This is a genomic window from Streptomyces sp. CY-1 (genome assembly GCF_047218265.1).
GTDB lineage: Bacteria > Actinomycetota > Actinomycetes > Streptomycetales > Streptomycetaceae > Streptomyces > Streptomyces niphimycinicus.
This window is the reverse complement of record NZ_CP178393.1, coordinates 8538897-8556812: the sequence shown is the minus strand read 5'-3', so window position 1 is coordinate 8556812 and position 17916 is coordinate 8538897. Positions and strand designations below refer to the sequence as shown.

Genomic DNA, 17916 nt, shown 5'->3' with positions numbered 1-17916 from the left:
CTCGCGGGGACGACGTACCGGAGCCGCACCCCGGACCGGAGGTCACCGTCACGGTCCCCTCCGAGCCACCGGTGCTCATCCCGCCTGCCGCGGCGGCGCTGCTGCGGCTACTCCAGGCCGTTCACCGCACACACACAGGCGCCGACCACCCCCCGGACCCCAGCAGGACCGAGGAAGCGGCGTAGAGCAAGAGAAGGAGGACAGCGTGAGGACACGCTTCGCCTTCGCCGGACGGGTGTCCACCGAGGACCAGCAGGACCCGGAAGCCTCCCGCAACTGGCAGATCACCCGAGCCGAGGCACTCATCGAGCCCCGCGGGAAGATCGTGACCCAGTTCTTCGACATCGGTCAATCACGGTCGATCCCCTGGCAGCGCAGACCACGCGCCTCCGCCCTGTTGGAGGCGCTCAAACACCCTGACCGTGGCTTCGAGGCGGTCGTGATCGGCGAGCCGCAACGTGCCTTCTACGGCAACCAGTTCGGCCTGACCTTCCCCGTCTTCGTCCACTACGGCGTGCAGCTGTGGGTGCCCGAAGTCGGCGGGCCCATCGATCCGGAGTCCGAAGCGCATGACCTGGTGATGTCGGTCTTCGGCGGCATGAGCAAGGGCGAACGCAACCGCATCAAGATCCGGGTTCGCGCCGCGATGAGTGCCCAGGCCAAGATCGAAGGCCGCTACCTCGGGGGACGCCCGCCCTACGGCTACCGGCTCGTCGATGCCGGACCGCACCCCAACCCGGCCAAGGCTGCCGACGGGCGCCGCCTGCACCGTCTGGAGCCCGACCCGGTCACCGCGCCGATCGTGCAAAGGATCTTCCACCTCTATCAGGTCGCCAAATACGGGCTGTTCGCCATCGCTGAAATCCTCACCTTCGAGGGCATCCCCTGCCCGTCCGCGCACGACCGCGCCCGCAATCGCCACCGCTCCGGCATCGCCTGGTCCAAGGGCGCGGTCCGCACGATCTTGTCCAACCCCCGCTACACCGGCCACCAGGTGTGGAACAAGCAGCGCAAGGACGAAGTCCTCCTCGACGTCGACAACGTGGCCCTGGGCCATGAGACCCGGATGCGCTGGAACCAGCCCGAGACCTGGGTATGGTCCACCTCTCCCGTCCACGAACCATTGATCACCATCGAGACCTTCGAGCACGTCCAGCAGATGCTCGCGGGCAAGGGCGCAGGCAAGAACACCCGCGAGCGCAAGCGCACCCGCCACCCGTACGTCTTCCGCGGACTGCTGCACTGCGGGATCTGCGGGCGGCGCATGCAAGGCCAGCAGAGCCAGGACCGCCTGTACTACCGCTGCCGCTTCCCCAACGAATACGCCCTGGCCAACAAGATCAACCACCCGCGCAACGTCTACCTCCCCGAACAGGATCTCCTGCCCCCGCTCGACAACTGGCTTGCCCTGGCCCTCGCTCCCCACCGACTGGAAGAGACCATCGCTCTCATGCAGGCTGCTCAACCCGACATCGCACCCGCCCCAGGCGCAGAGGACGCCGAACGGGTGATCGCCGAATGCGACACCAAGCTCGCCCGCTACCGCGAAGCCCTGGAAGCAGGAACGGACCCGAAACTCGTCGCCCAGTGGACCGCCGAGGTCCAGGCCCACCGCGCCGAAGCACTCAGCCGGTCACGCAAGATCACCGGCCAGCGCCGAATGACCAAGGACGAGATCCGCGCCATGCTCAAGCCGCTGGGCCCGATCCCTGACGTCCTCCCCGACGCCGAGCCGCGGGACAAGGCCGAGGTCTACCAAAACCTCGGGCTCAAGCTGATCTACGAGCCCGGAAAACAGCTCGTGCGGGCCGAGGCAACGCTCGACCCGCACAAGTTGGGGATATGGTCTGTGTCCGAGGGGGGACTTGAACCCCCACGCCCGATAAAGGGCACTAGCACCTCAAGCTAGCGCGTCTGCCATTCCGCCACCCGGACAAGGTGTGTCTCCGCGGCGGGCCGCGGCGACATGGACCACGATACCAAGGTTTCGGAGTGCGTTTCACCTGCGTATGCCGGGCACCCACCCCCGGGTCGACCTGGGAGGACGGCGGGGATGGGCACGGAGAGTGATCACTTGGGGATCAGGTGGTAGTCGGGGAAGGCTGCCGGGCGGCTGTCCGTACGGAGAGGAAGGTGGCGGTACGGAGCGTGACGGTGGCCTGGGGCGCGGATCGGGCGCGGATCGGGCGCGGATCGGGTGCGGGTCAGCTCATGCGGCGGCGCCGGGGGTTTCGGCCAGCAGGGACACCACCAGGGCGGCGGTCTCCGTGGGGGTGGCTCCTACGCTGACGCCCGCCGCCTCCAGCGCCGCCTTCTTGGCCGTGGCGGTGCCCGAGGAGCCGGAGACGATGGCGCCCGCGTGGCCCATGGTGCGGCCCTCGGGGGCGGTGAAACCGGCGATATAGCCGACGACCGGTTTGGTGATGTGTTCGGCGATATATCGCGCGGCGCGCTCCTCCGCGTCGCCGCCTATCTCGCCGATCATCACGATGAGGTCGGTGTCGGGGTCGGCCTCGAAGGCGGCCAGGGCGTCGATATGGGTGGTGCCGATGACCGGGTCGCCCCCGATACCCACGCAGGTGGAGAAGCCGATGTCGCGCAGCTCGTACATGAGCTGGTAGGTGAGGGTGCCGGACTTGGAGACCAGCCCGATCCGGCCCGGTTTGGTGATGTCGGCGGGGATGATGCCGGCGTTGGACCGGCCCGGGGAGATCAGCCCGGGGCAGTTCGGGCCGATGATCCTGGTGGCGCGGGCCCGGGCGTACGCCTGGAAGGCGACCGCGTCATGGACCGGGATGCCCTCGGTGATGACGACGGCGAGCGGGATCCGGGCGTCGGCGGCCTCGGTGACGGCGGCCTTGGCGTGGGGCGGCGGGACGAACAGGACGCTCACCCCGGCGCCGGTGGCGTCCATGGCCTCGCGTACGGAGCCGAAGACGGGCACCGCGGCGCCGTCGATGTGGACCCGGGTCCCGGCCTTGCGCGGATTGACGCCACCGACGACGTCGGTGCCCGCGGCGAGCATCCGCCGGGTGTGCTTCATGCCTTCCGCGCCGGTCATGCCCTGGACGATGACCTTGCTGTCCTTGGTGAGGAAGATGGCCATGATGTGCGCCCCCTACGCGGCGAGTTCGGCGGCGCGCGCGGCGGCGCCGTCCATGGTGTCGGCCTGGTGGACGAGTGGATGAGCCAATTGGCCAAGGATGGCCCGGCCACGCGCGGCGTTGTTGCCGTCGAGCCGGACGACCAGTGGTTTGGTGAGCGGGACAGTGTCCAGGGCGCGCACGATGCCGTCGGCCACCGCGTCGCAGGCGGTGATGCCGCCGAAGACGTTGACCAGGACGGAGCGCACCTTGGGGTCGTCGAGGACGAGGGACAGCCCGTCGGCCATCACCTGCGCCGAGGCGCCGCCGCCGATGTCGAGGAAGTCGGCGGGGCGGGCGCCGCAGCCCGCGACGACGTCCAGCGTGGACATCACCAGGCCCGCGCCGTTGCCGATGACGCCCACCCGGCCGTCCAGTTTGACGTAGCCGAGCCCGGCGGCCGCGGCGCGGGCCTCCAGCGGGTCCCCGGCCCGGTCGCCGGAGTCGTCCCATGACGGCTGCCGGAAGCGGGCGTTGTCGTCGAGGGTGACCTTGCCGTCCAGGGCCACGATCGCGCCGTCCCGGGTGACCACCAGCGGGTTGATCTCGGCCAGGAGGGCGTCGTACGCGGTCAGGACGGTCCACAGCCGGCGGATGGTCGCGGCCGTCTCCGGCGGCAGTCCCCCGGCGGCGGCGATCTCGGCGGCCGTCGCCTCGGTCACCCCCTCGGCCGGGTCGATCGGGATCCGGGCCACCGCCTCGGGGCGGCGCGCGGCGACCTCCTCGATCTCCATACCTCCCTCGGCGGAGGCGATGGCCACAAAGCGGCCCGCGGCCCGGTCCAGGGTGAAGCCGAGGTACAACTCCCGTTCCACCTCGACCGGTTCGGCGACCATCACCCGGTGGACGGGGTGGCCCTTGATGTCCATGCCGAGGATCCGCCGTGCGGTTCGCTCGGCCGCCGCCGGGTCGTCGGCGAGCTTCACCCCGCCCGCCTTGCCCCGGCCGCCGGTCTTCACCTGGGCCTTGATGACGACGCGGCCACCGAGCCGCCCGGCGGCGGCGCGGGCGGCCTCGGCCGTGTCCACGACCTCGGCGCGCGGCACCAACACGCCGTTTTCTTGCAAGAGTTCCCGTGCCTGGTGTTCGTACAGGTCCATTGCCAGCTCCCTGATGACCGGTCAGCAGCGCTTGATCCAGCGCTGGATCGAACGAGTGGCGCACGCCCCCTGGACATCGCTCGGCCGATGGTGGGATAACAAAGTTCATACAGGATAACGTCGACTGTATGCAATCCTGTTGATCCATCCGCGAGGCACGCACCGACCCCTACGAAGGGACGCGATTCGCCATGCCCGACGACAGCCAGGACGTCATCTCCGGCGGGCACTTGGTCGCCAAAGCACTCAAGGCAGAGGGCGTCGAGGTGATCTACACCCTCTGCGGCGGCCACATCATCGACATCTACGACGGCTGCGTCGACGAAGGCATCGATGTCATCGACGTACGCCATGAACAGGTCGCCGCCCACGCCGCCGACGGCTACGCCCGGATCACCGGCAAGCCCGGCTGCGCCGTCGTCACCGCCGGCCCCGGCACCACCGACGCGGTCACCGGCGTCGCCAACGCCTTCCGCGCCGAGTCACCCATGCTGCTCATCGGCGGCCAGGGCGCCCACAACCAGCACAAGATGGGGTCCCTCCAGGACCTTCCGCATGTGGACATGATGGCGCCGATCACCAAGTTCGCCGCCACCGTCCCGGACACCGCCCGCGCCGCCGACATGGTCTCCATGGCCTTCCGCGAGTGCTTCCACGGCGCCCCCGGGCCCTCCTTCCTGGAGATCCCGCGCGATGTGCTGGACGCCAAGGTGCCGGTGGAGGCGGCCCGTATCCCCCAGGCCGGGCACTACCGCGCCTCCACCCGCAGCGCCGGGGACCCCGAGGCCGTGCAGAAGCTGGCCGATCTGCTGGTCCAGGCCGAGAAGCCCGCGATCCTGCTGGGCAGTCAGGTGTGGACCACCCGCGCCACCGACGCGGCCATCGAGCTGGTGCGCACGCTCAATGTGCCCGCGTATATGAACGGCGCGGGGCGCGGCACACTGCCGCCCGGCGATCCGCACCACTTCCAGCTCTCCCGCCGCTACGCGTTCTCCAATGCCGACCTCATCGTCATCGTCGGCACGCCCTTCGACTTCCGGATGGGCTACGGCAAGCGGCTCTCCCCCGATGCCACCGTGGTCCAGATCGACCTCGACTACCGCACGGTCGGCAAGAACCGGGACATCGACCTCGGCATCGTGGGCGACGCGGGGCTGGTGCTCTCGGCCGTCACCCAGGCCGCTTCCGGCCGCATGAACGGGGGCGCGGGCAAGCGCAAGGAGTGGCTGGACGAGCTGCGCGCCGCCGAGCAGAAGGCGATCGAGAAGCGGCTGCCCAGCCTCCGCTCCGACGCCTCCCCCATCCATCCGTACCGCCTGGTCAGCGAGATCAACGACTTCCTCACCGAGGACTCGATCTACATCGGCGACGGCGGCGACATCGTCACCTTCTCCGGCCAGGTCGTCCAGCCCAAGTCGCCCGGCCACTGGATGGACCCGGGGCCGCTGGGAACGCTCGGCGTCGGTGTGCCGTTCGTGATGGCCGCCAAGCAGGCCCGCCCCGACAAGGAGGTGGTGGCGCTCTTCGGCGACGGCGCGTTCTCGCTGACCGGCTGGGACTTCGAGACGCTGGTCCGCTTCGACCTGCCGTTCGTCGGCATCGTCGGCAACAACTCCTCGATGAACCAGATCCGTTACGGCCAGAAGGCCAAGTACGGCGAGGAGCGGGAGCGGATCGGCAACACCCTCGGCGATGTGCCCTACGACCAGTTCGCGCGGATGCTCGGCGGCTACGGCGAGGAGGTCCGCGACCCTGCGGACATCGTCCCGGCGCTGCGGCGCGCCCGGGAGTCCGGCAAGCCGTCGCTGATCAACGTCTGGGTGGACCCGGACGCGTACGCCCCCGGAACGATGAACCAGACCATGTACAAGTAGGGAGCCGCCACCATGTCCCAGGCTGCCCAGGCCAATCAAGCTCTGACGGGCATCCGCGTCCTCGATATGACGCATGTGCAGTCCGGTCCCTCCGCCACCCAGTTGCTCGCCTGGCTCGGCGCGGATGTGATCAAGCTGGAGAACACCACCGGGGACATCACCCGCAAGCAGTTGCGGGACCTCCCCGATGTGGACTCGCTCTACTTCACGATGCTCAACTGCAACAAGCGGAGCATCACCCTCAACACCAAGTCCGAGCGCGGCAAGGAGATCCTGACCGAGCTGATCCGCCGCAGCGATGTGCTGGTGGAGAACTTCGGTCCGGGCGCCGTGGACCGCATGGGGTTCTCCTGGGAGCGCATCCAGGAGATCAATCCGCGGCTGGTCTACGCCTCGATCAAGGGGTTCGGCGAGGGCCCGTACACCAAGTTCAAGGCGTACGAGGTGGTCGCGCAGGCCATGGGCGGGTCGATGTCCACGACCGGCTTCGAGGACGGCCCGCCGCTGGCCACCGGCGCCCAGATCGGCGACTCCGGCACCGGGGTGCACTGCGTGGCGGGCATCCTCGCCGCGCTCTACCAGCGCACCCACACCGGGCGCGGCCAGCGGGTCAATGTGGCGATGCAGCACGCGGTGCTCAATCTGTGCCGGGTCAAGCTGCGCGACCAGCAGCGGCTGACACATGGCCCGCTCGCCGAGTACCCGAATGAGGACTTCGGCGACGAGGTGCCGCGCAGTGGCAACGCCAGCGGTGGCGGCCAGCCCGGCTGGGCGGTCAAATGCGCGCCCGGCGGGCCCAACGACTACGTCTACGTCATCGTGCAGCCGGTCGGCTGGGAGCCCATCACCCGGCTCATCGGCCGCCCCGAGCTGGCCGAGGATCCGGAGTGGGCCTCGCCCGAGTCGCGGCTGCCGAAGCTGGCCAAGATGTTCCAGCTCATCGAGGAGTGGTCCAGCACGCTGCCCAAATGGGAGGTGCTGGAGCAGCTCACGGCCCACAACATCCCGTGCGGGCCGATCCTGTCCACCAAGGAGATCGTCGAGGACGCGTCGCTCGCGGCCAACGAGATGATCGTCGAGGTCGACCACCCCGAGCGCGGCTCCTTCACCACCGTCGGCTCCCCGCTGAAGCTCTCCGACTCCCCGGTCCAGGTCGAGCGCTCCCCGCTGCTGGGTGAGCACAACGAAGAGGTGTACGTCGGGGAACTGGGGCTCGGCGACGAGGAACTGCGGCTGCTCAAGACGGACGGAGTGATCTGACGGTGACGTATGACAACGATGCCGTGCGCGCGGTGCTGGACGCCGCCCGCGCCGAGGGGCGCACGGCGCTGACCGCTCCCGAGGGGAAGCGGATCACCGACGCGTACGGCATCCCGACCCCCGCCGAGGGGCTGGCGGAGACCGTCGACGAGGCGGTGTCGCTGGCCGACCGGATCGGCTTCCCCGTCGTCCTCAAGATCGTGTCCCCGGACATCCTGCACAAGACCGACGCGGGTGGGGTCCGGGTGGGGCTGGCCTCCTGCGCCGAGGTGCGGGGCGCGTTCACCGCCATCGTCGACAACGCCCGCTCCTACGACCCCAAGGCCCGGATCCAGGGCGTCCAGGTGCAGCAGATGGTCCCGGACGGCGGGCAGGAGGTCATCGTCGGCGCGGTCACCGATCCCACCTTCGGGAAGGTGGTGGCGTTCGGGCTCGGCGGGGTGCTGGTGGAGGTGCTGAAGGACATCACCTTCCGGCTGGCCCCGGCGACCGAGGACGAGGCGCTGTCGATGCTGGACGGGATCCGCGCCGCCGAGGTGCTGCGCGGGGTGCGCGGCGGCCAGGCGGTGGACCGCGGGGCGCTCGCCGATCTGATCGTGCGGGTCTCCCGGCTGGTGGCGGACTTCCCGGAGATCACGGAGGTCGATCTCAACCCGGTGTTCGCCACCGCGAGCGGGGTGCTGGCCGCCGATGTGCGGCTGCTGATCGGGGACCCCGCCCCGCAGGAGCGCCGCCGCTACTCGCGCGAGGAGATCCTGAGCGCGATGCGCCGGCTGATGCAGCCGCGCTCGGTGGCGGTGGTGGGTGCCTCCAACGAGCAGGGCAAGATCGGCAATTCGGTGATGCGCAACCTCATCGACGGCGGCTTCCCCGGGGAGATCCACCCGGTGAACCCCAAGGCCGACGACATCCTGGGCCGCAAGGCGTACAAGAGCGTCACGGACGTCCCCGGCGAGGTGGATGTGGCGGTCTTCGCGATCCCCGCGAAGTTCGTACCCGCCGCGCTGGAGGAGGTCGGCCGCAAGGGCATCCCGAACGCGGTGCTGATCCCGTCCGGCTTCGCCGAGACCGGTGAACACGAGCTTCAGCGGCGGATCGTGGAGATCGCCGAGGAGTACGGGGTGCGGGTGCTGGGGCCCAATATCTACGGCTACTACTCCACCTGGCAGGACCTGTGCGCCACCTTCTGCACCCCGTACGACGTCAAGGGGCCGGTGGCGCTCACCTCGCAGTCCGGTGGCATCGGGATGGCGATCCTCGGCTTCGCCCGGACGACCAAGACCGGTGTCTCGGCGATCGTCGGCCTCGGCAACAAGTCGGATGTGGACGAGGACGATCTGCTCACCTGGTTCGGTGAGGACGACCGCACCCAGTGCATCGCGATGCACCTGGAGGACCTGAAGGACGGCCGGGCCTTCGTGGAGGCGGCGCGGGCCACGGTGCCCAGGAAGCCGGTGGTGGTGCTCAAGGCGGGCCGTACGGCGGCGGGCGCGAAGGCGGCCGGCTCCCACACCGGCGCGCTGGCCGGGGACGACGCGGTCTACGACGACATCCTGCGGCAGGCCGGGGTGATCCGGGCGCCGGGCCTGAACGAGATGCTCGAGTACGCGCGGGCGCTGCCCGTGCTGCCCACGCCACAGGGTGACAACGTCGTCATCATCACCGGCGCCGGGGGCTCGGGGGTGCTGCTGTCGGACGCGATCGTCGACAACGGGCTGTCGCTGATGGAGATCCCGGACGACCTGGACGCCGCGTTCCGCCGCTTCATCCCGCCGTTCGGCGCGGCCGGGAACCCGGTGGACATCACCGGCGGCGAACCGCCGTCCACCTACGAGGCGACCATCCGGCTGGGCCTGGAGGATCCGCGGATCCACTCACTGGTCCTGGGCTACTGGCACACCATCGTCACCCCGCCGATGGTGTTCGCCGAGCTGACCGCGCGGGTCGTCGAGGAGTTCCGCGCCCGGGGCATCGCCAAACCGGTGGTGGCCTCGCTCGCGGGCGACACCGAGGTCGAGGAGGCGTGCGCCTACCTCTTCGAGCGCGGGGTCGTGGCTTATCCGTACACCACCGAGAAGCCGGTGGCCGTGCTGGGCGCCAAGTACCGCTGGGCCAGGTCGGCGGGGCTGCTCACATAGGCCACCACGTTTCCCGGAGCACGAAGAGTTTGGACAGGGGGCGCTGGCCGGGTTCCTTCGAAGCCAAGGGGACGAAATGAGCACAGCAGAACGACCGGAGGGGGCCCTCCCCTTCCGTGAAGTGCAGGACAGCAAGGGACGCACGTATCGCATCGGTGAGACGGACCGCGACATCCTGGGCCACAGCCGGAAGCTGATGGTCTATCTGCCGTGGATCGCGATGATGGCCATCAGCGTGTCCGAGTACGCGTACGGCTCGGCCGAGGACACGCTCTCGGACGCGCACGGCTGGACCCAGAGCAACACCTTCTGGATCCTGAGCGTCTGGGTGTTCTTCCAGGCGGGGATCGCCTTCCCGGCCGGGTGGCTGCGGGAGAAGGGGATCCTGACCGCCCGCGCGGCGATGTTCCTGGGGTCGGGGCTGTGTCTGATCGGGTTCGTGGCCCTGGCCCACCTGGACAACGTTTTCGCCGCCATCGTCGGCTTCGGCGTCATCGGCGGGCTCGGCTCCGGATTCATCTACGCCACCTGCATCAATATGGTGGGCAAGTGGTTCCCGGAGCGGCGCGGGGCGAAGACGGGGTTCGTCAACGGAGGGTTCGCCTACGGCGCGCTGCCGTTCATCTTCATCTTCAACTACTGGTTCGACACGGGTAACTTCGACGAGGTCCTGGACCTCATCGGGGTCTATGTGCTGATCGTCGTGGCGATCTGCGCCTGGTTCTTCAAGGACCCGCCGAAGAACTGGTGGCCCGCCGACATCGACCCGCTGAGCTACAGCGGCAACGCCAAGAGCGCGGCGAGCCTGGCGAAGAACCCGCCGGCGGCGCGGCAGTACACGCCCAAGGAGGCCATCAGGACCGGGATGCTGCCGCTGATGTGGGTGTCCCTGGTGCTCACCGCCGGGGTGTCCATCTTCGGCATCTCCTTCCAGGTCGACTACGCCAAGGACGTGGGCTTCGGCCCGCTGGTGGCGGCCTCGTCCATGGGCATCATGTCCGTCATCAACGGTGTCGGACGCGGAGTGGTCGGCTGGCTCTCGGACCTGTGGGGGCGGAAGACGACCCTGGTGTTCGTCATCGTGGTCCTCGGCCTCGCCCAGTTCGGGGTGATCTGGGCCGGCAACATCCACAGCGAGGCGCTGTTCCTCTTCTTCGCCTTCCTCTCGGGATTCGGCGGCGGCGCCTTCTACCCGATGTTCGCGGCGCTGACCCCGGACTACTTCGGGGAGAACTACAACGCCAGCAACTACGGCCTGGTGTACAGCGGAAAGCTGATCAGCGGACTGTTCGGCGGTGGCCTGGGGTCGATGGTGGTCGACTCCTGGGGCTACGACGGCGCGTACGCGCTCGCCGGAGGCATCTCCATGCTGGCGGCCGCGGTGGCCCTGCTGCTGCGGCAACCCGGCCGGCCACGGGTCCGGGGCATCGCCCCGAACCCGCAGCCGATCAGCCGCGAGGCCGTCTAGCGCCGCGAGGGACCCTCGCTCAGCCCCGTCCGCCGCACCGCAGTGACCGCAGATAGCGAGCGGAGCGGCGGGCGGTGGTGAGCGAATCGGCGGGCTGGTCGTGCTCCACCATCCAGTGGTGGCGCTGCCCGCCATGGGTCCTGCCGACCGCGGTCAGGAAGCGGCGGTAGTCGATGTCACCGTCACCGACGTCCACCATCCGGTAGCCGTCGGTGGCGGTTTCGTCGTGTTCCCCGTCCTTGACGTGGAAGAGCGGATAGCGGTGCGGGGCGCGCAGGACGTAGTCGAGCGGCTCGAAGGGCGCCGGGGAGCCGTCCGCCTTCTTGCCGAAGCGGTACTGGGCCACATACGCCCAGTAGATGTCCATCTCCAGATGGACCAGCTCGGGGTCGGTCTCGGCGAGCAGTACGTCGTAGAGGCGCACGTCCGGCCGGTCGGTGGCGAAGGAGAACTCCTCGGCGTGGTTGTGCTGGTAGAACTTCATCCCGCGCGCCTTGGCCGCCGCGCCGTAGGTGTTGAACTCCTCCGCACAGCGCTTCCAGCCGTCCACCGTGGAGCCGTAGCGCCAGGGTCCGGAGGCGGTGCCCACATGCGGCAGGCCCAGCGCCTCGGCGTCGTCCAGCACCTGGGTGAGGTTGGTGGCGAAGGTGTACGCCTTCGGGTCGTCGGAGTAGTAGCCGACGTGGCTGCCGATACCGCGCAGCCCGTGGTCCCGCATCAGCCGCTTGAGCTGCTTGAGGGTGATGTCGCCGGTGCCCTGGGTGTATCCGGCGAACTCCACCTGGTCGTAGCCGTACCGGGCCAGCTCCTTGAAGACCTGGGCGAAGCCGATGGACTGCACCTGGTCGCGGAGGGTGTAGAGCTGGATGCCGAGATGGCCGCGGGGCACCAGCGGGCCGCCCCGGCCCTTCTGGGCCGAGGTGTCGCTCCGGTCCGAGGTGCCGGTCTGGGCGGCGGTGGCGGTGGCCGTGCCGACCAGGGTGGCGGCCGTGGCACCCGCGGCGACGCCGAGGAATCTGCGGCGGCGGAGCGTCTCGGCGAGTTCGGGGTGTTCCTGAGCCCTCTTCACGGGGTGTCTCCTTCGGTTGCGTTCGTCAGGCCGGCGAGGCGGAGGAGCAGGGTCTTGACGTCGGTGGCGGCCACCTGGCCGCTCACCGCGCCCGGCTGGGAGCAGAGGAGGACGGGCCCGTCCTCCTCGCGGTCCGGCAGGCGGCCGTGGCTGCCGCGCACCGGGGACGGATCGAGCGGGACGACGGCCATGCGGTAGCGCATCCCGGTCTTCTTACGGGCCAGCGCGGTGGCGGCCCGCACCCGCACATAGGGGTCCTTGGGGTCCATGAACAGCTCGGCCGGGTCATAGCCGGGCTTGCGGTGGATCTCCACGAGCTGGGCGAAGTCGGGGGCGCGGGCGTCGTCGAGCCAGTAGTAGTACGTGAACCAGGCGTCCGGCTCGGCGACCGCGACCAGCTCCCCGGAGCGGGGATGGTCCAGGCCGTGGGCCTTCTTCCCCTCGTCGTCGAGGAGTTCGGCGATCCCGGGCAGACCGGCCAGGGCGGCCCGGGTGGCGTCCAGGTCCTCCGCGCGGCGCACATACACATGGGCGAGCTGGTGGTCGGCGACCGCGAAGGCCCTGGAGGCGCCGGGGTCCAGATACTCCATGCCGTCCTGGGTGTGCACCTCGAGCAGCCCGGCCCGGCGCAGCGCCCGGTTGATGTCCACGGGCCGCGAGACCCGGGTGATGCCGTACTCGGACAGCGCCACGACGGTACGGCCGCGGGCGGTGGCATCGTCGAGCAGCGGGCCGAGGGCGGTGTCGAGCTCGGTGGCGGCGGTGTGGGAGCGGGGGTCGTCGGGGCCGTACCGCTGGAGGTCATAGTCCAGATGCGGAAGGTAGGTCAGCACCAGGTCGGTGGGGCTGGTCCGCAGGATGTGGCGGGTGGCGTCGATGATCCACTGCGAGGAGACCAGATCGGCGCCCGGCCCCCAGAAGTGGAAGAGCGGGAAGGTGCCGAGCCGCGCGGTGAGTTCGTCGTGCAGCGCGGGGGGCCGGGTGTAGCAGTCCGGCTCCTTGCGGCCGTCGGCGTAGTAGACGGGGCGCGGGGTGACGGTGATGTCGGTGTCCGAGCCCATCGCGTACCACCAGCAGATGTTGGCCACCGTGTAGCCGGGGTGGGCGCGGCGGGCGGCGTCCCACAGCTTGTCGCCGCCGACCAGCCCGTTGTGCTGCCGCCACAGCAGCACCTCGCCCATTTCGCGGAAGTACCAGCCGTTGCCGACGATGCCGTGTTCGGCGGGGGTGGTGCCGGTGAGGAACGTCGACTGGGCGGCGCAGGTGACGGCGGGCAGCACGGTGCCCAGCGCGGCGCGGGAGCCGGAGCGGGCGAGGGCCTTGAGGCGCGGCATATGGTCCAGCAGCCGTGGGGTGAGGCCGACGACATCGAGGACGAGGAGGGGGGTCGGGCCGCCCCTGCCGCTCAGGTCGCTCATGGCAGCTCCTTGAGGCCGAGGTCGGTCAACAGGTCGCGGGCGAGGGCGAGTTCGGCGGCGATGCCGTCGGCGAGCCGGTCGCGGGTGCGGGGGCGCAGCTCGGGCGGGAGCGCCTGCCAGGTGTAGGTCTCCACTTCGAGGTGGCGGGTCAGCGGGGCGGGCCCGCCGACGAGCCGGGCGAGCGCGTCGGCCAGCACCGGGAGGGTGGAGGTGAGCGGTGGCTCGGGCGGGGCGTGCAGCGGCACATGGAAGTGGGACCGCCAGGGCGCGGTGTCGCCGAGCCCGCCCGCGAGCGCTTCGTCGAGGTCGTCGGTGCCGTGCACACCGCCCTCGGGGGCCCGGGTGCGGGTCTGGTGGAGGAAGCGGGGCTCGGCGAACGCCGCGAGGGCCTCCCGCACCCCGGGCCGCCCCGGGTCCTCGGCGTGCAGCGCGGCGGAGAGCTGCGCCTTGACGACCGGGACCCCGGCGGCGGTGAGCGCGTCGACAGCCGTGTGCGGATCCTCGAACTGCGTCGCCAGATGGCAGGTGTCCAGGCAGACGCCGATACGGTCCAGGGGCGGGCCGCCGGGCGCGGTGAGCGCCTCGATGGCCTGCCCGGTCGTCTCCACGGTGCAGCCGGGCTCGGGCTCCAGGCCGATGCGCACGGAGCGGCCGGTGAGCTCCTGGATGGCGTCGAGCCGCTGGGCGAGGGTGGTGAGGTGGCGGCGGGCGGCACGGGCCCGTTCGGTGTCGAAGGGGGTGCGCCAGGCCAGCGGCAGGGTGGAGACGGAGCCGTCGGCGATGTCGTCGGGGAGCAGCGCGGCCAGCAGCCGGGCCAGATGGGTGGTGTGCTCCAGCCGCTCCGGATCGGTCCAGTCGGGCTTGTAGACGCGGTACTTGACCTCCTGGGCGCCGAACCCCTCGTACGGGAAGCCGTTGAGGGTGACCACTTCCAGGCCGCGGGTGTCCAGCGCGGTGCGCAGCTTGCGGAGTTCGGCGGGGTCGGCGCTCAGGGTGCGGGCGGCGTCCCGGGCCAGCCACAGGCCGATGCCGAGCCGGTCGCGGCCCAGGCGGCGGCGCACGGGTTCGCAGTACAGCCGGAGCTGCTCCACGACGCCGTCGAGGTCTTCGGCGGGGTGGACGTTGGTGCAGTAGGCGAGGTGGACGGTGGAGCCGTCGGGGTGGCGGAAGCGCATGGTGTCCTCCTCACCGTTCCGTCGGCGCGGCGGCGGCAGGGTCGCCGCCGCCGCGCAGGATGGAGTTGCCCTCGTGGGTGGCGGTGGCCTCGGTCTCCTCGCTGTCCAGGTCGAGGTCCAGGCGGCCGCTGAGCCCGTAGAACGCGACCGGGTTGCGCCACAGCACCTGGTCGACGTCGTCCTCGGTGAAGCCCTCGGCACGCATCAGGTCGCCGACCTTGCGGGTCTTGAGCGGATCGCTCCGCCCCCAGTCGGCGGCGGAGTTGACCAGCACCCGCGCGGGCCCGTACTCGTGCAGGATCGCCACCATCCGCTCCTCGTCCATCTTGGTGTCGGGATAGACCGAGAAGCCCAGCCAGCAGCCGCTGTCCTTGGCCTCCTCGACGGTGGTCTCGTTGAGGTGGTCCACCAGGACGCGGTCCATGGGCAGCGCGGACTCCTTGACCACGTCGAGGGTGCGGCGCAGTCCGGCCAGCTTGTCGCGGTGCGGGGTGTGCACGAGGGCGGGCAGCCCGTGGTCGGCGGCGAGCTGAAGCTGGGCGGCGAGGGCGGTGTCCTCGGCCGGGGTCATCGAGTCGTAGCCGATCTCGCCCACGGCCACGACGCCGTCCTTGACGAGATAGCGCGGCAGCTCGTCCAGGACGGGGGCGCAGCGCGGGTCGTTGGCCTCCTTGGGGTTGAGCGCGAGGGTGCAGTGGTGGGCGATGCCGTGCTGGGCGGCCCGGAACGGCTCCCAGCCGAGGAGTGAGTCGAAGTAGTCGTAGAAGCTGGCGGGCGAGGTGCGCGGCTGTCCGAGCCAGAAGGACGGCTCCACGACGGCGCGCACCCCCGCGGCGTACATGGCCTCGTAGTCGTCGGTGGTGCGGGAGGTCATATGGATATGCGGGTCGAAGATGCGCATCAGGACTCCTCGCGGGTCAGGGCGCGGGTGGGGGCCGTCGGGGCTGTGGGGGACGCCGTGACTGCCGGGGCTGTCGGGGGCGTCGCGGCTGCCGGGGCTGTCGGGGACGTCTGGGCCGTCTGGGCCGTCTGGGCCGTCTGGGCCGTCTGGGCCGTCTGGGCCGTCTGGGCCAGTACGCGGTCGAGATCGGCGGGCACGGGGCGTCCGGCGGCGGTGCGCTCGCGGGCGTAGTCGGTGAGCATGCGGGCCAGCTCGGCGTCCCCGCGCGCCCGGCGCTCCCATTCGGCGACGGCGGTCAGGGGCACCCCCGTGAACAGGCACTTGAGCACGGCCTGCCGCCAACTGTGCGGCGAGAGGTGGCGGGCGGCGTACGGGCCGACGGCGGCGGCCACGAGCCGGGTGTCGTTGGTCCGCAGGGCGTCCTCGACGAGCGGGACGGCGTCCGCCGCGTCGAGACGGAGATACGGCAGCGCGAGGAGCACGGCGCGGCGCTCGGCGCCGGTGCCCCGCGCGTACAGCCTCGCGACGGTCGGCGCGTCCGCGCCGGCGGCGTGGAGGAGCAGGATGCGGGCGGCGTCGGGGAGGTCGTGGGGGGTGGGGTCGCCGGGGGCGGGCCGGGCGCTCCGGACGTGGCGTCCGGCGGAGGCGAAGTCCAGCTCCCAGCGGGCGGGACCGGAGGCGGGGTTAGAGGCGGAACCGGAAGCGGAGGCGGAGGCGGGGCCGGAGTCGCCCGCCTGGGGCCCGCTCTTCACCGCCTCCGTCAGGGCCCGGTCCAGCCAGGCGCGCCCTGCCTCGTCCAGTCGCCGCTCCACGGCGGCACGCAGCTCGGTCGGGGTCAGCACCGGACGCCTCCCTCGATCGCGGCCCGTTCGGCGTCCTGGAGGAACCGCAGGGAGCCGCGGGCCAGTTCGGGTCCGGCGTGGGAGTGGCGGGGCAGCTCGACGCCGACGAGCCCCCGGTACCCCGTGGCGCGCAGCGCCTCCAGGACCGGCGGGAAGTCGATCTCCCCCTCGCCGAAGGGCAGATGCTCATGCACCCCGCGCCGCATGTCCTCGATCTGCACATGCCGCACCCAGGGTGCCGCCGCGCGCACGCACTCGACGGGCGGGTCGGGCTCCAGGCACTGGCAGTGGCCGATGTCGAGGGTGAGGCCGAGGGCGGCCGGATCGCCGAGCGCCGTGCGCAGCCGGTGGAATCCGGCGAGGTCGGCGAGGAGATGCCCCGGCTCCGGCTCGATCGCGAGGGCCACGCCCGCCGCCTCGGCGGCGACGACCACCGCCCCGAGGGCATCCGCGAGCCGCCGCCACGCCGTCTCCTCGGACTCGCCGGGCGGCAGCACCCCGCTGAAGCAGTGCACGGCGGGCGCCCCGAGGTCGGCCGCCACCCGTACGGCGCGCAGCAGCAGATCGACACGGGCGCCGCGGGCATCGGGGTCCGGGTCGAGCAGGGTGGGGTGGTGCTTGCGCCGGGCGTCGAGAACGTACCGGGCACCGGTCTCGATCGCGACGCCGAGGCCGAACCGCTCGAGGTCGCGGGCGACGCGGCGGGTGCGGGCGGCGAGGTCCGGGGCGAGCGGGTCGAGATGCATATGGTCGAGGGTCAGCGAGACGCCGTCGTAGCCGAGGTCGGCGAGCAGGGCCAGGGCGTCGGTCAGACGGAGGTCGGTCAGACCGTTGGTGCCGTAGGCGAAGCGCAGGGATTCCGGGCGGGGACGGCTCATGTGGCGCTGACCTTTCTCGACAGCCGACGGGCGACGGGCATCAGCGCGAGCAGCCCCGCCGCCGTCCGGTGCGCCCCGGCGCGGGAGGCGAGCACGGCCTGAAGCGGGATCATCGCGCGGATGCCGCTGCCGACGGCACGTTGAAGGAAGTACGGCGAGGGGTTGAGCGCGGCATGCGCCAACGGCTTGGCCACCGTGGCCACATAGCCTCCGGCGAGCACGACCCCGGCGACGGCCGCGAAGCGGCCGGCCGCCGCGCCGGGCAAGGGGATGGTCCGGGGCAACCCGGCCCCGGCACGCGGCCCGCCCGGCGGACCGCCACCGGTGGCCGCCGTAGCGAGTCGGCTCGCGGCACCACCGCGCCGTGCGCCGAGCCCGCCCGGCGGACCGCCGTGCCCGGTGCCCGCCGCAACCGCCACGCGTCGGCCCGCCGCGATGAGCCGCCTCGCCGGACTGCCGCGTCCTGCCCGTTCGCCCTGGCCCCTTGCTAGCTCGCGGGTAACGGCGGCCGTGGTGCCCTGGACGACGGCCGCCGGGCCGGGCACGGCGGTCCTGGCCGTGGCCGCCGCGCTCCGGCTCCACCCGTTGGCCGGCCCCCGCCCCGAGGCGGCCCCACCGCCGAGCGCCGAGCCCACGGCAGGGACTCGGCC

12 protein-coding genes, 1 tRNA gene and 1 pseudogene are annotated in these 17916 nt (G+C 71.2%); 5 read left to right on the top strand and 9 right to left on the bottom strand.

Translation table 11 applies throughout. The features are described from left to right. Nucleotides 1-205: 205 nt before the first annotated feature. Nucleotides 206-1282: pseudogene (locus ACK1X7_RS36815) on the top strand (recombinase family protein); the annotation flags it as partial. A gap of 568 nt (nucleotides 1283-1850) precedes the next feature. Here ACK1X7_RS36815 and ACK1X7_RS36810 read toward each other — a convergent pair. The 3 genes from ACK1X7_RS36810 to sucC all read right to left on the bottom strand — a co-directional run bounded on the left by ACK1X7_RS36810 (nucleotide 1851) and on the right by sucC (nucleotide 4243). Then, nucleotides 1851-1935 (bottom strand) — tRNA-Leu (locus tag ACK1X7_RS36810). Between the two features lie 274 nt (nucleotides 1936-2209). Continuing rightward, nucleotides 2210-3106: a succinate--CoA ligase subunit alpha gene (sucD, locus tag ACK1X7_RS36805; RefSeq protein ID WP_413116189.1), complete on the bottom strand. Its 897-nt coding sequence runs from the start codon at nucleotides 3104-3106 to the stop codon at nucleotides 2210-2212. Between the two features lie 12 nt (nucleotides 3107-3118). Next, nucleotides 3119-4243 carry an ADP-forming succinate--CoA ligase subunit beta gene (gene sucC / locus ACK1X7_RS36800; RefSeq protein WP_385154288.1) on the bottom strand — a complete coding sequence of 375 codons (1125 nt, stop codon included), beginning with the start codon at nucleotides 4241-4243 and terminating at the stop codon, nucleotides 3119-3121. Between the two features lie 191 nt (nucleotides 4244-4434). On the opposite strand from sucC, the gene ACK1X7_RS36795 reads away from it, so the two are divergent. The 4 genes from ACK1X7_RS36795 (at nucleotide 4435) to ACK1X7_RS36780 (ending at nucleotide 10983) form a co-directional block, all read left to right on the top strand. Continuing rightward, nucleotides 4435-6117, top strand: a complete 1683-nt coding sequence (locus ACK1X7_RS36795) for a thiamine pyrophosphate-binding protein (RefSeq protein ID WP_413116188.1) — start codon at nucleotides 4435-4437, stop codon at nucleotides 6115-6117. 12 nt (nucleotides 6118-6129) lie between these two features. Beyond that, entirely contained in the window at nucleotides 6130-7377 is a 1248-nt protein-coding gene (gene frc / locus ACK1X7_RS36790) for a formyl-CoA transferase (RefSeq protein ID WP_385154285.1), read from the top strand. A gap of 2 nt (nucleotides 7378-7379) precedes the next feature. Then, a complete protein-coding gene (locus ACK1X7_RS36785; RefSeq protein WP_385154282.1) occupies nucleotides 7380-9515 on the top strand; it encodes an acetate--CoA ligase family protein in 2136 nt (711 codons plus the stop codon). A 76-nt stretch (nucleotides 9516-9591) separates the two neighbouring features. Then, complete coding sequence (locus tag ACK1X7_RS36780; protein WP_385154279.1) at nucleotides 9592-10983, top strand: OFA family MFS transporter; 1392 nt, start codon at nucleotides 9592-9594, stop codon at nucleotides 10981-10983. A gap of 19 nt (nucleotides 10984-11002) precedes the next feature. Here ACK1X7_RS36780 and ACK1X7_RS36775 read toward each other — a convergent pair whose 3' ends face one another. The 6 genes from ACK1X7_RS36775 to ACK1X7_RS36750 are packed head-to-tail and all read right to left on the bottom strand — an operon-like array spanning nucleotide 11003 to nucleotide 17266. Then, a complete protein-coding gene (locus ACK1X7_RS36775) occupies nucleotides 11003-12052 on the bottom strand; it encodes a sugar phosphate isomerase/epimerase family protein (protein WP_413116187.1) in 1050 nt (349 codons plus the stop codon). Beyond that, nucleotides 12049-13470: a nucleotide pyrophosphatase/phosphodiesterase family protein gene (locus ACK1X7_RS36770; protein ID WP_385154273.1), complete on the bottom strand. Its 1422-nt coding sequence runs from the start codon at nucleotides 13468-13470 to the stop codon at nucleotides 12049-12051. The genes ACK1X7_RS36775 and ACK1X7_RS36770 overlap by 4 nt, the downstream gene beginning before the upstream one ends. Next, nucleotides 13467-14645 (bottom strand): metabolite traffic protein EboE, encoded by a 1179-nt coding sequence (eboE, locus tag ACK1X7_RS36765; RefSeq protein WP_385154270.1) that lies wholly within the window; start codon nucleotides 14643-14645, stop codon nucleotides 13467-13469. Before eboE ends, ACK1X7_RS36770 begins: the two co-directional genes overlap by 4 nt. A 10-nt stretch (nucleotides 14646-14655) precedes the next feature. Continuing rightward, the gene (locus tag ACK1X7_RS36760; RefSeq protein ID WP_413116186.1) at nucleotides 14656-15546 is read right to left on the bottom strand and encodes a TatD family hydrolase; all 891 of its coding nucleotides are present in this window, start codon (nucleotides 15544-15546) and stop codon (nucleotides 14656-14658) included. Beyond that, nucleotides 15546-16388, bottom strand: coding sequence for an EboA domain-containing protein (locus ACK1X7_RS36755; protein WP_413116185.1), 843 nt, complete (start codon nucleotides 16386-16388; stop codon nucleotides 15546-15548). The genes ACK1X7_RS36760 and ACK1X7_RS36755 overlap by 1 nt, the downstream gene beginning before the upstream one ends. Then, a complete protein-coding gene (locus tag ACK1X7_RS36750; RefSeq protein WP_385158305.1) occupies nucleotides 16382-17266 on the bottom strand; it encodes a sugar phosphate isomerase/epimerase family protein in 885 nt (294 codons plus the stop codon). The genes ACK1X7_RS36755 and ACK1X7_RS36750 overlap by 7 nt, the downstream gene beginning before the upstream one ends. Between the last annotated feature and the right edge of the window lie 650 nt (nucleotides 17267-17916).

Coding starts and splice junctions, on each gene's coding strand:
- ACK1X7_RS36780 (WP_385154279.1), top strand. CDS start 9,592: ATGAGCACAGCAGAACGACCGGAGGGGGCCCTCCCCTTCCGTGAAGTG.
- eboE (WP_385154270.1), bottom strand. CDS start 14,645: ATGCGCTTCCGCCACCCCGACGGCTCCACCGTCCACCTCGCCTACTGC.
- sucC (WP_385154288.1), bottom strand. CDS start 4,243: ATGGACCTGTACGAACACCAGGCACGGGAACTCTTGCAAGAAAACGGC.
- sucD (WP_413116189.1), bottom strand. CDS start 3,106: ATGGCCATCTTCCTCACCAAGGACAGCAAGGTCATCGTCCAGGGCATG.
- frc (WP_385154285.1), top strand. CDS start 6,130: ATGTCCCAGGCTGCCCAGGCCAATCAAGCTCTGACGGGCATCCGCGTC.
- ACK1X7_RS36770 (WP_385154273.1), bottom strand. CDS start 13,470: ATGAGCGACCTGAGCGGCAGGGGCGGCCCGACCCCCCTCCTCGTCCTC.
- ACK1X7_RS36795 (WP_413116188.1), top strand. CDS start 4,435: ATGCCCGACGACAGCCAGGACGTCATCTCCGGCGGGCACTTGGTCGCC.
- ACK1X7_RS36760 (WP_413116186.1), bottom strand. CDS start 15,546: ATGCGCATCTTCGACCCGCATATCCATATGACCTCCCGCACCACCGAC.
- ACK1X7_RS36750 (WP_385158305.1), bottom strand. CDS start 17,266: ATGAGCCGTCCCCGCCCGGAATCCCTGCGCTTCGCCTACGGCACCAAC.